The 11,937-nt window shown below is 68.4% G+C and carries 13 protein-coding genes and 1 tRNA gene; 8 read left to right on the forward strand and 6 right to left on the reverse strand.

From position 1 onward, the window contains the following. Window positions 1–43 precede the first annotated feature (43 nt). On the reverse strand, window positions 44–484 hold the full coding sequence (locus tag KUG43_RS10315; protein ID WP_216908717.1) for a peptidylprolyl isomerase: 441 nt from the start codon (window positions 482–484) through the stop codon (window positions 44–46). A gap of 49 nt (window positions 485–533) precedes the next feature. Between KUG43_RS10315 and mtnP the strand changes: the two genes are divergently transcribed. Next, window positions 534–1,508, forward strand: coding sequence for an S-methyl-5'-thioadenosine phosphorylase (mtnP, locus tag KUG43_RS10320; RefSeq protein ID WP_216908719.1), 975 nt, complete (start codon window positions 534–536; stop codon window positions 1,506–1,508). On the opposite strand, the gene murQ is transcribed toward mtnP, so the two are convergent. The 4 genes from murQ to dnaK all read right to left on the reverse strand — a co-directional run bounded on the left by murQ (window position 1,471) and on the right by dnaK (window position 6,009). After that, window positions 1,471–2,421, reverse strand: coding sequence for an N-acetylmuramic acid 6-phosphate etherase (gene murQ, locus KUG43_RS10325; protein WP_216908721.1), 951 nt, complete (start codon window positions 2,419–2,421; stop codon window positions 1,471–1,473). The two genes, mtnP and murQ, sit on opposite strands and share 38 nt — an antisense overlap. After that, a complete protein-coding gene (locus KUG43_RS10330; RefSeq protein ID WP_216908723.1) occupies window positions 2,418–2,828 on the reverse strand; it encodes a DUF3110 domain-containing protein in 411 nt (136 codons plus the stop codon). Before KUG43_RS10330 ends, murQ begins: the two co-directional genes overlap by 4 nt. Window positions 2,829–2,914: 86 nt before the next feature. Then, the gene (locus KUG43_RS10335; protein ID WP_216908725.1) at window positions 2,915–3,856 is read right to left on the reverse strand and encodes a DnaJ domain-containing protein; all 942 of its coding nucleotides are present in this window, start codon (window positions 3,854–3,856) and stop codon (window positions 2,915–2,917) included. Window positions 3,857–3,861: 5 nt separating this feature from the next. Further along, complete coding sequence (dnaK, locus tag KUG43_RS10340) at window positions 3,862–6,009, reverse strand: molecular chaperone DnaK (protein WP_216908727.1); 2,148 nt, start codon at window positions 6,007–6,009, stop codon at window positions 3,862–3,864. A 124-nt stretch (window positions 6,010–6,133) separates the two neighbouring features. Between dnaK and pstC the strand changes: the two genes are divergently transcribed. Genes pstC through pstB form a run of 3 tightly spaced genes read left to right on the forward strand, consistent with a single transcriptional unit; the run spans window position 6,134 to window position 8,904 of the window. Beyond that, window positions 6,134–7,087 carry a phosphate ABC transporter permease subunit PstC gene (gene pstC, locus KUG43_RS10345; protein WP_216908729.1) on the forward strand — a complete coding sequence of 318 codons (954 nt, stop codon included), beginning with the start codon at window positions 6,134–6,136 and terminating at the stop codon, window positions 7,085–7,087. Between the two features lie 49 nt (window positions 7,088–7,136). Then, window positions 7,137–8,045: a phosphate ABC transporter permease PstA gene (gene pstA, locus KUG43_RS10350; protein ID WP_216908731.1), complete on the forward strand. Its 909-nt coding sequence runs from the start codon at window positions 7,137–7,139 to the stop codon at window positions 8,043–8,045. Between the two features lie 49 nt (window positions 8,046–8,094). Beyond that, window positions 8,095–8,904, forward strand: coding sequence for a phosphate ABC transporter ATP-binding protein PstB (pstB, locus tag KUG43_RS10355; RefSeq protein WP_216908733.1), 810 nt, complete (start codon window positions 8,095–8,097; stop codon window positions 8,902–8,904). A gap of 124 nt (window positions 8,905–9,028) precedes the next feature. Here the strand turns inward: pstB and KUG43_RS10360 are convergent. Beyond that, a tRNA-Ser gene (locus KUG43_RS10360) sits at window positions 9,029–9,115 on the reverse strand. Between the two features lie 88 nt (window positions 9,116–9,203). Between KUG43_RS10360 and KUG43_RS10365 the strand changes: the two genes are divergently transcribed. Genes KUG43_RS10365 through KUG43_RS10380 form a run of 4 tightly spaced genes read left to right on the forward strand, consistent with a single transcriptional unit; the run spans window position 9,204 to window position 11,935 of the window. Then, a complete protein-coding gene (locus KUG43_RS10365) occupies window positions 9,204–9,572 on the forward strand; it encodes a 2Fe-2S iron-sulfur cluster-binding protein (RefSeq protein WP_216908734.1) in 369 nt (122 codons plus the stop codon). Further along, window positions 9,569–10,453 (forward strand): inositol monophosphatase family protein, encoded by an 885-nt coding sequence (locus tag KUG43_RS10370; protein WP_216908735.1) that lies wholly within the window; start codon window positions 9,569–9,571, stop codon window positions 10,451–10,453. Before KUG43_RS10365 ends, KUG43_RS10370 begins: the two co-directional genes overlap by 4 nt. 37 nt (window positions 10,454–10,490) lie before the next feature. Further along, window positions 10,491–11,681, forward strand: a complete 1,191-nt coding sequence (locus KUG43_RS10375) for an ATP phosphoribosyltransferase regulatory subunit (RefSeq protein ID WP_216908737.1) — start codon at window positions 10,491–10,493, stop codon at window positions 11,679–11,681. Window positions 11,682–11,707: 26 nt separating this feature from the next. Further along, on the forward strand, window positions 11,708–11,935 hold the full coding sequence (locus KUG43_RS10380) for a ferredoxin family protein (protein WP_159816942.1): 228 nt from the start codon (window positions 11,708–11,710) through the stop codon (window positions 11,933–11,935). Window positions 11,936–11,937: the final 2 nt, after the last annotated feature.

Consider the following 11,937-nt stretch of genomic DNA (forward strand, 5'->3'; position numbering starts at 1 on the left):
ATCAGGGGGGCCGCCGACCAGCAGCGACCCGGCCGAAAGCCCCTTACTCCTCGATCGTCACCGTGCGGATCCTGCTGCCGTTCTTGAGTGCCAGAACCACATCCATGTTGTCGGTGTGGCCGAACACGGTGTGCTGACCATCCAGGTGGGGCTGGGGGCCGTGGCACAGAAAGAACTGACTGCCACCGGTGTTGCGGCCTGCATGGGCCATCGACAGGCTGCCGGCCTTGTGCTTCTGGGCATTGATCTCGCAGGGGATCGTGTAGCCGGGGCCGCCGGTGCCGGCCGTGCCGCGGGCGCCTTCACGGCTGTTGGGACAGCCCCCCTGGGCCATGAAGCCTTGGATCACCCGGTGAAAGGCGAGGCCGTCGTAGAAGCCGTCCTTGGAGAGCTTGACGAAATTCGCGACGGTGCCGGGGGCCTCGGTGTCGAACAGATCAATGGTGATCAGCCCGGCGTCGGTGTCCATCAGGGCCTTGGTCACGGTCGAGGAGGCAAACTTCGACTGTATCCGTCCAGGGCACCCCGCTTCCATGGCCACCCTTGAGCCCACTTCCCCCTCCCCCCAGACCGGCGGTCTGGCGAGTGCCGACCTTGCCCGCGCCCGCCTGGGGGTGCTCGGCGGCAGCGGCCTCTATGCCATGGAGGGGCTGGAGGACGTCCGCGAACTGACCGTCGAGACCCCCTACGGTGCTCCCTCCGACAGCCTGCGGATCGGGCGCATCGGCGACCTGGAAGTGGTGTTCCTGGCCCGGCACGGCCGGCACCACAGCTTCACCCCCAGTGAGGTGCCCTACCGGGCCAACCTCTGGGCCCTGCGATCCCTCGGCGTGCGCTGGATCCTGTCGGTATCGGCCGTGGGCTCGCTCCAGGAGAACGTGCGTCCCCTGGACATGCTGGTGCCCGATCAGTTCATTGATCGCACCATGCAGCGGCCGCTCACCTTTTTCGGTGAGGGGCTGGTGGCCCACGTGGGCAACGCCGATCCCTACTGCGCGGTGCTCTCCCGGGTGCTCGGCGACGTGGGCGACAGCCTGATGCCGGAGGGTCGCCAGCTGCACCGCGGCGGCACCTACCTCTGCATGGAGGGGCCAGCCTTCTCCACCCGGGCCGAGTCCGAGCTCTACCGCTCCTGGGGCTGCACGGTGATCGGCATGACCAACCACACCGAAGCACGGCTGGCCCGGGAGGCGGAGATGGCCTACGCCACCCTGGCGATGGTCACTGACTACGACTGCTGGCACGCGATGCACGACGCGGTGACCGTCGAGCTGGTGATCGACAATCTGCGCGCCAATGCGGCCCTGGCCCAGCAGATCGTGCGCCTGGCCGCCGAGCGGGTGCAGGCCCTGCGGCCCCCCAGCCCTGCCCACCAGGCGCTGAAGGATGCGCTGATGACACCGGCCGCCCAGGTGCCCCCGGCCACCCGCCGCCGCACCGAGCTGTTCACCGCCCCCTACTGGGGACCGTTCACGGCACCGGAGGCGACGACGACGGCACCAGGCTGACCCCGAGGCCATCGAGGCACTGACGCAGGCCGGGGCCGTGGCGGTCCAGGGCCGCCCGCGCCGCCTCGACCTCCAGCCCTGAAGCCGCCATCAGCAACGCCAGCCGCACCGATCCCCCGGTCTGCTGGAGCAAGCGCAGGCCCGCGTCCCTGGGAACCCCGGCCAGGTCCCGCAGGATGCGCAGGGCACGGTCCTCCAGCTTGCTGTTGGTGACCGCCACATCCACCATGCGGTTGCCGAAGACCTTGCCCAGGCGCACCATCACGCCGGTGGACAAGATGTTGAGCGCCATCTTGGTGGCCGTGCCTGCCTTGAGCCGGGTGGAGCCGGTCAGCAGCTCGGGGCCGGTCAACAGCCGGATGTCGATGTCGCAGGGCATCGGCACCTGATCGGAGGGCACACAGGCCATGGCCACGGTGAGGGCCCCGATGGCGCGGCCATGGGCGAGCCCTCCCAGAACATAGGGGGTGGTTCCGCCAGCGGCGATGCCCACCAGGGCATCCGCCGGGCCGAAGCCCCGCTGGCTGAGGTCATCACGACCGGCGTCCGGCAGGTCCTCCAGGCCTTCGGAGCTACGCAGCAGGGCCGCCGCACCACCCGCCAGCACCCCCTGCACCAGCTCAGGGGGGCTACAGAACGTTGGCGGACACTCCGCCGCATCCAGCACCCCGAGCCGGCCGGAGGTGCCGGCCCCCAGATAAAACAGGCGGCCGCCGTTGGCGAGCCGAGAGGCGATCGCATCGATGGCCGCCGTCAGGGCAGGCGCGGCGGCCGCCACCGCCTGCTGGGGCAACAGATCGTTGGCACAGAACAAGGCCACCAGGGACGCCGTCGGCAGCCTGTCGAGGTCTTCGCTGGCCGGGTTGGGCCGCTCGGTGAGCAGGTGGCCCCTGTCGCCGCCGAACGCGCTCACAGCAACCCTTCAAGGCGGCGACGGAAGGCCTCCAGCTCCGGATCACTGCCGGGGCCGCCGGAATCCTCAGCGCCGGATTGTTGCGCCGCTGCCTGCTCTTCTTTCCAGGTGGTGACGTCCATGTTGCGTTCGGGCGGCGCGATCAACAGCCGCTCCTCTTCACTGTTGGGCAGGAAACCGGCCGGAACGAAGCGGGCTTCGTAACCAGCTTCGGCACAGAAGTTCTCGAGTTCCTCCCGATCCAGGGCCTCAACGCAGGGCACCGGAAAATCCTGAGCTTCCAGAAGGCCGGCATAGCGCTCGGCATCGTCAGGGTCCTCGAACAGCAGAACCACCGTGCGGCCCCCGAGTTCGAGGGAATGGATGCCCTCCTGGTCACTGCCCGGATCGAACAGCAGGACATGCACCGGCTTGTGGGGGGAACCGCTGGCAGTCACATCGTCATGGATGGGGCGCAGGCCAGTGTCTCATCCGTTGGCTGCCGGTGTAACGATCAGGCCTCGTTGGCGCTGTTCTGCTCCAGGTCGAGCTCCCGCAGGCGCCGGAACAGGGCCTCCTCCGCTTCCGTGGGCTTGGCAGGAACAACGATCCTCACCTCCACCAGCTGGTCGCCCCGCTGATCCCCCTGGCTCTGGCCCCGCTGCCTCAGGCGCAGCTGCCGGCCGCTGGAGGAACCGGGGGGCACCCGCAGCCGCACGGGACCCTCGAGGGTGGGCACCACCGCCTGGCAGCCCAGGGCCGCGTCGGCCGGGTGGAGATCGAGCTGGTAGAGCACCCGCAGGCCATCGATGCGCAGTCCCTCTTCGGTTCGCACCCGCAGCTGCAGGAAGTGATCGGCGCCGCCGGCCGCCACGCCGGCCAGCCGTAGGCGCCAGCCATCCCCCGCCAGGGGGGGCGTCCAGACCTCCACCACGGTGCCGTCCCGCAACTCCAGTTCCAGCCGCTGGCCGCTGAGCGCCTGCTCCGGGGTGAGGCTCACCAGGGTTTCCTCGTCCGTGGCGGCCATCACCGGTGGCGGCGATGCCGGTGCGGTGGTGACGCTGCGCGCCTCAGGCGGATCGTCCGGCTCGGGCTCATCCTCCCAGCGCCGCGAGCCGCGGGGCTCCTGACCGAAGAGCTGCGCCAGGTAGTCCTCGAACTGGGGAAAGCCACTGGCAAAGGGATCGTTGTCGAGGCCGGCGCTCTCCTGCCCCTCACCGGCCTCCCAGGCGCGGCGCCGGATCGGATCGGAGAGCACCGCATAGGCCTCGTTGACCCGCTTGAAGCGGGCTTCGGCCACCGGATCGTTGCCATTGAGGTCGGGATGCCAGAGGCGGGCCTGCTGGCGGAAGGCCCGTTTGATGCTCGCCGCGTCGGCACCTGCAGCCAGACCGAGCACCTCCCAGTGGTCGCGGGCGGCCGTCGCCGCCGAATCGGAGCGGGTGGATGGGCTCACGACGCTCAGCCGTCGGCCCAGGGATCATCCTGATCGGCCCGACCGCCGCGACGCGGCCGGTGACGATCGGCGCCCAGATCGCGATCGACGGACTCCTGCCGATCCCAGGAGCGGCCATTCTCCCAGCGGCGGGACGGAAGGTCGTCGTCGTAGCCACCCTCCCGCTCGGCGAAGCGTCCGAGCGGGTAGGGATCCCGCTGGGGCAGCCTCGGCGGGCTGGACCAGGGATCGGAGCGGCCCGATCCGCCCCAGTCGTCCCAGTCGTCGTCGGAGAAGAGTTCGTCCTTGAGGGAGCCCAGGGTGTTCTTGAGGCCCTTGAGCGGGCCGCTCTCCGAGCGCCGTTCCCCCAGCAGGCGCCGGTTGAGCCCGAACAGCGCCTCCTGAAGCTGGCTCACGGTCAGGTCGAGGTCGGCAGGGTCGTCCTGGGCCAGCACGTCCTGCACATCGCGCAGGGCCAGCTCCACGGCGCGCTGCTGGCGTTCGGCCCCGGCGGGGCCCAGCTCCAGGGCAGCATCCCTCAGGCGCCGTTCGGCCTGGGCCACCAGGGTCTGGGCACGGTTGCGGCGGTCGATGACGGCCCGCTTGCGGCGATCCTCCACCGACTTGCGCTCCGCCTCCTCCAGCAACCGGTTGATCTCCTCTTCGCTGAGGTTCGATCCCCCCTGGATCGAGACGCTCTGCTGGCGTCCGGTTGTGCGGTCGGTGGCGGACACCTGCAACAGACCGTTGGCATCGATGTCGAAGGACACCTGCACCTGGGGAACTCCGCGTGGGGCCGGTGGAATGCCGGAGAGCCGGAAGCGACCGAGGGACTTGTTGTCGGCGGCCATCTGGCGCTCGCCCTGCAGCACATGGATCTCCACCGACGACTGGTTGGCCTCCGAGGTGCTGAACAGATCCGACTTGCGCACCGGAATCGAGGTGTTGCGCGGGATCAGCACCTTCATCACCCCACCGATCGTCTCCAGGCCGAGGGAGAGCGGGGTGACGTCGTTGAGCATCAGGTCGCGCAGCTCGCCGGTGAGGATGCCGGCCTGCACGGCCGCCCCGATGGCGACCACTTCGTCGGGATTGACCGACTGGCAGGGCTCGCGGGGAATCAGGGTGCGCACCATCTCCTGCACCATCGGCATGCGGGTGGAGCCCCCCACCAGCACCAGGTCATCGATGGCATCGGCCGTCAGGCCCGAATCGCGCAAAGCGCGCTGGACGGGGCGCAGCAGCCGGTCGAGCAGATCGGGGCAGAGGCCTTCGAAGGTGCCCCGTTCCAGGGTCGTTTCGATGTGCAGGGGGCCGTCGGGCCCCGTGGCGATGAAGGGCAGTGACAGGGGGGTGCTCTGGACACCGGAGAGCTCCTCCTTGGCCTTCTCGGCGGCCTCGGTCAGTCGCTGCAGGGCCTGGCGGTCGCGGCGCAGGTCGAGGCCGTTCTGCTGCAGGAAGGCTTCGGCCACCCAGTCGACGATGCGGCGGTCCCAGTCGTTGCCCCCCAGCTGGGTGTCGCCGCTGGTGGCCATCACGTCAAAGACGCCATTGGCGATGCGCAGCACCGAAACGTCGAAGGTGCCGCCGCCGAGGTCGAACACCAGCACACGCTTGACCGTGCTGCGATCGAAGCCGTAGGCCAGAGCGGCCGCGGTGGGCTCGTTGAGGATCCGCTCCACGGCGATCCCCGCCAGCCGGCCGGCATCGCGCGTGGCCTGGCGCTGGGCGTCGTTGAAATAGGCCGGCACCGTGATCACGGCCGCCTCGACCTCCTCGCCGAGATAAGTCGTTGCGTCGTCGACCAGCTTGCGCAGGATGGAGGCCACCAATTCCTCCGGGGCGTACTCCCGTTCGGTGGCTGGGGAGATGACGCGCACGTTGCCCTGGTCGTTGGCGCGCACGCTGTAGGGCACGCCCAGGCTGCCCTCGTCGAGCTCGTCCCAGCTGCGGCCGACGAAGCGCTTCAGGTTGGCGAAGGTGTTGCGGGGGTTGAGCACCAGTTGGCGCCGGGCCAGCTGCCCCACCAGCAGCTCCTGATCCCGGCTGAATCCCACCACCGAAGGGGTGGTGCGGCCCCCCTCGGCATTGGCAATGACCTGGGGCCTGCCGCCTTCGAGCACGGCCACCACCGAGTTGGTGGTGCCCAGATCGATGCCGACAATGCGCCCCATGGAAGTCTTGATGGCGGCCCAACGCTACCGGAGCCTGACGGCCGTTAAACCCAGCTTAAACGCGGGGGCTGAAACTCATGCTCAGATCAGGTGGAACGTCCATGCCGACTGGCACCATCCCTGCATGAGGAGCGCCCCACCCATCGATGCGTTCACCCTGAGGCGACGGCCCCCCCAGGAAAAACTGGTCGACATCGGTTTCCGCCAGCTGACACTGGTCTTGGCAGCTTCGGTGGGGATCGTGCTGCTGGCGATCTTCCTGACCGTGTTCAGCGGCGCCAGGGAGGCCATGGCCACCTTCGGCCTCAAGTTTCTGACCACCTCCGCCTGGGATCCGGTCAACGAGGAGTACGGCGCCCTGATCGCCATCTACGGCACCCTCGTCACCGCGATCCTGTCGCTGCTGATTGCCGTGCCCATCGGGTTGGGGACCGCCATCTTCATCACCGAGGATCTGCTGCCCCGGCGCCTGCGGGACCTCATCGGCCTGCTGGTGGAACTGCTGGCCGCCATTCCTTCGGTTGTGCTGGGCCTCTGGGCGATCTTCGTGATGGAGCCGGCGATCCGCCCCTTCCTGTCGCTGCTTCACACCACCCTGGGCTGGACTCCCTTCTTCGCCACCGAACCCCAGGGACCGGGCACGGCTCCAGCGATCCTGATCCTGGTGGTGATGGTGCTGCCGATCATCACCGCCATCTCCCGGGATGCCCTCAACCAGGTGCCGATCGAGTTGCGCCAGGGGGCCTATGGCGTGGGCACCACCCGCTGGGGCGCCATCTTCAACGTGATCCTGCCGGCGGCGGTGTCATCGATCATGGGGGGCGTGATGCTCTCCCTGGGCCGGGCGATGGGCGAAACCATGGCCGTCACCATGATCATCGGCAACTCGCTCAACTTCAGCGTGTCCCTGCTGGCCCCGGGCAACACCATCTCCTCGATGCTCGCCAACCAGTTCGGTGAAGCCGATGGCATCCAGGTGTCAGCGCTGATGTATGCCGCCGTCGTGCTGATGATCCTCACATTCGTCGTCAACGTGCTGGCCCAATGGACCGTGCGGCGTCTCAGCCTGCGCTACTGAAGCCGATCACATTCCCCCCTCCGCTCACCGCCCACGCCGATCCCTGGCCATGTCCTACTTGACACCACCAACGACCAGTCAATTCACGCAGCGGCTCACCCTTCACTACGACCCGGCCCTGAAGCGCAACCGCTTCAACCAGATCGCCAACGCCATTGCCGCCTTTTTCGCGGCCCTGGCGGTGGTGCCCCTGTTTCTGGTGCTGATCTACGTGCTCATCCAGGGGGGCCGGCTGCTCAGCCTGCGGCTGCTCACCGAACTGCCCCCTGCTCCCGGCCTTGAAGGCGGCGGTATCGGTAACGCGATCCTTGGCACCATCGTCGTGACCCTGATCGCCTCCCTGATCGCGATCCCGGTGGGGGTGGGAGGTGGTGTCTACCTTTCGGAATACGCCCAGGACGGCTGGTTTTCGAAGTTCGTGCGCTTCGGCAACGATGTGCTTGCTGGGGTGCCCTCGATCATCTGCGGGGTCTTCATCTATTCCCTGATCGTCACCACGCGGATCTTCTTCGACCAGAGTTTCAGCGCCATGGCCGGCGGCATCGCCCTCTCGGTGCTGATGCTTCCCACCGTCATCAAGACCACCTATGAGGGCTTGCTGCTGGTGCCCCAGGAGATGCGCATGGGGGCCTACGGCGTCGGGGCTTCCCGGTTCGTCACCATCACCCAGATCACCCTGCCCGCGGCGTTCACACCGATCGCCACGGGCGTGGTGCTGGGGATCGCCAGGGCCGCCGGCGAAACGGCCCCACTGATCTTCACGGCCCTGTTCTCCCCCTTCTGGCCGGAAGGACTGTTCAATCCGATCGCCACCATGTCGGTGCTGATCTTCAACTTCGCGATCATGCCCTATGAAGCGCAGAACGAGCTGGCCTGGGCCGCCTCCTTCGTGCTCGTGATCATGATTCTCGGAGCCAACCTGCTGGCCCGCTGGATCAGCAACGCCTCCCGGTCCTGAACCTGTTCCCAGTCCATTCCCTCCGGCTTCGATTCACCTCCTCCCTGACATGACTGCTTCCTCCCCCTCCACCGTGGCCAGCGACGTCTGCATGTCCCTGCAGGACGTGACGATCTCCTACGGCAGCTTCGAAGCGGTCAAGAACGTCTACATGGATCTGCCCAAGGGCAAGGTGACCGCCTTCATCGGCCCCTCGGGCTGTGGCAAGAGCACGGTGCTTCGGGCCCTCAACCGCATGAACGATCTGATCCCGGGCTGCACCCTCAAGGGCCGGGTGATCTTCGATCAGCACGACCTCTACGACAAACGGGTCGATCCGGTGGAGGTGAGGCGCCGCATCGGCATGGTGTTTCAGAAGCCCAACCCCTTCCCGAAATCGATCTACGAGAACATCGCCTTCGGTGCCCGGATCAACGGCTACAAGGGCGACATGGACGAGCTGGTGGAGCGCTCCCTGCGTAAGGCGGCCGTGTGGGACGAGTGCAAGGACAAGCTCAAGGAGAGCGGCTTCTCCCTCTCCGGCGGCCAGCAGCAACGGCTCTGCATCGCCCGGGCCATCGCCACCGAACCGGAGGTGATCCTGATGGACGAGCCCTGCTCGGCGCTCGATCCGATCTCGACACTCAAGATTGAGGAGACCATGCACGAACTCAAGCGCAGCTACACGATCATGATCGTGACTCACAACATGCAGCAGGCCGTGCGCGTGGCCGACATGACCGCGTTCTTCAACGCCGAGGCCGTCGAAGGGGGCACGGGCAAGGTGGGCTATCTGGTGGAGTTCAACGAAACTGAAAACATCTTCAATTCCCCCAGTCAGCAGTCAACGCTCGACTACGTCAGCGGACGCTTCGGCTGATCCCTGGCCCTGGGGTCGTCATCAGCAAAGCTGCCAGTGGAACCCTTTCAGACCCTGAGCTGAAGGGGCTTTCGGCGTAGCGGCGAACGAAAAAAAAGCCGGCCCGGTGGGCCGACTCAGATAACGGAGAGGGAGGGATTCGAACCCTCGATAGAGTTGCCCCTATACAGCATTTCCAGTGCTGCGCCTTCGACCACTCGGCCACCTCTCCAGGGGCGAAATGGGGCAGATGGCAATGTAGCAGGGGCAGCACCTCGCCTCCCCGCCCCACCGGCACCTTCCCCTCCGCCCACGTCCCCATGCCCCGCAGTTACCCGATCACGGTCCACTGGCGACAGACCAACCGCGTCATCCGCCTCGATGTGCCGGAGGGGGAGTACATCCTGCGCAGCTTCGAAGCCCAGGGCGAGCCGCTGCCCTTCAGCTGCCGCAACGGCTGTTGCACCGCCTGCGCCGTGCGGGTGCTGCAGGGAAGCATCGATCAGCGTGAGGCCCTCGGCCTCTCCAAGGAGCTGCGCCAGCAGGGCTACGGCTTGCTCTGCGTCGCCCGGGCCACCGGTCCGCTGGAGGTGGAGACCCAGGATGAGGATGAGGTCTACGACCGCCAGTTCGGCCGCTTCTTCGGCCGCGGACTGGTGCGTCCCGGTCTGCCCCTGGACGACGAATGACCTCCCTCTGTCAACGGGCCCTGGTGGGCTCAGGCCTGGATGCCGCCGAACTGGAGCGGTTGCTGCTGGTGGCCCGCGAAGCCGCCGAGGCCGGGGGCCGCGAGCTTCGGCGCCACTTCGGCCGGCTGGAGCAGGTGAAGGAGAAGGGCATGGCGGGCAACCTGGTCACCGAAGCCGACCTGGCGGCCGAAGCAGCCGTGCTGGCGGTCCTGGCGGCCGGCAGCCCCACCGTGGCCGTGCTGGCCGAGGAAAGTGGCCAACTCGCTGGCCAGGGCGACCTGCTGTGGTGCGTCGACCCCCTCGATGGCACCACCAACTACGCCCACGGCTATCCGTTCTTCGGCACCTCCGTGGGGCTCAGCTGGCAGGGGCTGCCGTTGCTCGGTGCCCTGGAGGTGCCGGTGCTCGAAGAGCATTACTGGGCCGCCCCGGGCCGGGGCGCCTGGTGCAACGAACGCCGGCTGAAGGTGAGCGACTGCGGTGCCCTGGCGGATGCCCTGCTCGTCACCGGTTTCTCCTACGACAGGGTGCACCGCCTCGACAACAACTACGCCGAGTTCGCCTGGTTCACCCACCGCAGCCATGGGGTGCGACGGGCCGGGGCTGCCGCCGTGGATCTGGCCTTCGTCGCCGCCGGCCGGGTCGATGGTTACTGGGAACGGGGTCTGTCCCCCTGGGACCTGGTGGCTGGCGTGGTGCTGGTGGAGGAGGCCGGCGGACAGGTCTGCGCCTACGACGGTGGCCGCCTCGACCTGGGCGACGGCCGGGTGATCGCCTGCACCCCCGCTTTGCGCCAGCCCCTGATCGAAGGGCTGGCCCATTGCCGGCCGCTCAGTGGTGCCAGCTTCGGGGCCCCCGAACTGGACGCCACCACTCCATAGGATCCGACCCCCCACCCCCGCCCGACCCCCGTCCTCCATGGCCCTCCAACCTGCCGCCGGCGCGCGGGACCTGAACCCGGGTCAGGTGGACAGCAACCGGCGCCTGTGCGACCTGCTGGCCAACGTGTACCGCCTCTGGGGCTACCAGGAGGTGGCGCCCCCCACCATCGAGCGGCTCGACACCCTGGAGGCCGGTGGCGCCATCGCCGAACGGGAACTGGTGCGGCTGGTGGCCGATGAGCCCCTGGGGCTGCGGCCGGAACTCACCGCTCCGATCGCCCGCGCCGCCAGCACCCGGATGCTGGGCCGGCCGCGGCCCCTGCGGCTCTGGGCCAGTGGCACCACCTTCCGCAGCTTCACCGGTGATGGCGGCGGCCAGCGCATCAGCGAGCAGTTGCAGAGTGGCGTGGAGCTGCTGGGGGAGCCCTCCCCCGCCGCCGACGCCGAGCTGCTGCACCTGCTGCTGGCTGCCGTGGCCAGCCTGGGGCTGCCGCCCCGGCACCAGCCCACCCTGCTGGTGGGGCACCACGGACTGCTCAGCGCCCTGTTGAGCCAGGTGCCGGAAGAGCAGCGCTCGCTGGCGCGCCATGCCCTCACCGATTTCGACCCCCTGGCCCTCGCCGCCCTCTCCCTGCCGGACAGCCAGCGCCAGCGGCTGATGGCCCTGATCGGGTTGCGGGGCGAGCCGGTGCGGGTGCTCTATCAACTGGAGCAATGGCTCGGCCCGGTGCCACTGCTGGAGTCCCTCGCCGCCACCCTGGCCAGTGTCACGACCCCGGCCGCCGCCCTTGGTGTACGGGTGCAGCTCGACCCGACCTTCCAGCCCCACTTCGATCTTTACGACGGCCTGGTGTTCAAGCTCGTCTGCCAGGGGGCCGATGCTCCGGTGGCCATCGCCAGCGGCGGTCGCTACGACGCCCTGGTGGGTCGCTTCTGCTCCGGCAGCTCAGAGGCGGCCGGCACCGGCTTCGGTTTCGACGTGGAGGCCATCCGCGACTTGCTCGAATCGGAGGCTGCTCCTGCGGCGGCTGATGGCCAGGCCCCGGGTCCCTGGCTGGTGGCCAGCGCCACCGCCGCCGGGCTCGGGGCGGCCCTGCGCCGCATGGCGGAACTGCACGGCGGCGGCGAGGCCGCCGAGCTCTGCACCCAGCCCTGCGCCGACCAGGCGGCGGCGGACCAGCTGGCGGCGGAACGGGGCTGCCGCGGTGCCAAGTGGCTGGCTGCCTAGGATCCGGCCGCTGCGTCTCCCCATCGATGGCCCACTCGATCGTCACCAACGTCTGCGAGGGCGTGGCCGACTGTGTCGATGCCTGTCCGGTGGCCTGCATCCACCCCGGAGCGGGGGCGAACAGCAAGGGAACCGCCTTCTACTGGATCGATTTCGACACCTGCATCGACTGCGGCATCTGCCTGCAGGTGTGTCCGGTGGCGGGGGCGATCCTGCCCGAGGAGCGGCCCGACCTGCAGAAGCCCGGCGTCTGAGG

Origin of the sequence: Synechococcus sp. CCY 0621, from assembly GCF_019038465.1 — a bacterium.
In the GTDB taxonomy this organism is placed as follows: Bacteria; Cyanobacteriota; Cyanobacteriia; order PCC-6307; family Cyanobiaceae; genus Cyanobium.

Coding starts and splice junctions, on each gene's coding strand:
- mtnP (WP_216908719.1), top strand. CDS start 534: ATGGCCACCCTTGAGCCCACTTCCCCCTCCCCCCAGACCGGCGGTCTG.
- KUG43_RS10365 (WP_216908734.1), top strand. CDS start 9,204: ATGCCCCGCAGTTACCCGATCACGGTCCACTGGCGACAGACCAACCGC.
- KUG43_RS10380 (WP_159816942.1), top strand. CDS start 11,708: ATGGCCCACTCGATCGTCACCAACGTCTGCGAGGGCGTGGCCGACTGT.
- pstA (WP_216908731.1), top strand. CDS start 7,137: ATGTCCTACTTGACACCACCAACGACCAGTCAATTCACGCAGCGGCTC.
- pstC (WP_216908729.1), top strand. CDS start 6,134: ATGAGGAGCGCCCCACCCATCGATGCGTTCACCCTGAGGCGACGGCCC.
- pstB (WP_216908733.1), top strand. CDS start 8,095: ATGACTGCTTCCTCCCCCTCCACCGTGGCCAGCGACGTCTGCATGTCC.
- KUG43_RS10375 (WP_216908737.1), top strand. CDS start 10,491: ATGGCCCTCCAACCTGCCGCCGGCGCGCGGGACCTGAACCCGGGTCAG.
- KUG43_RS10370 (WP_216908735.1), top strand. CDS start 9,569: ATGACCTCCCTCTGTCAACGGGCCCTGGTGGGCTCAGGCCTGGATGCC.
- dnaK (WP_216908727.1), bottom strand. CDS start 6,009: ATGGGGCGCATTGTCGGCATCGATCTGGGCACCACCAACTCGGTGGTG.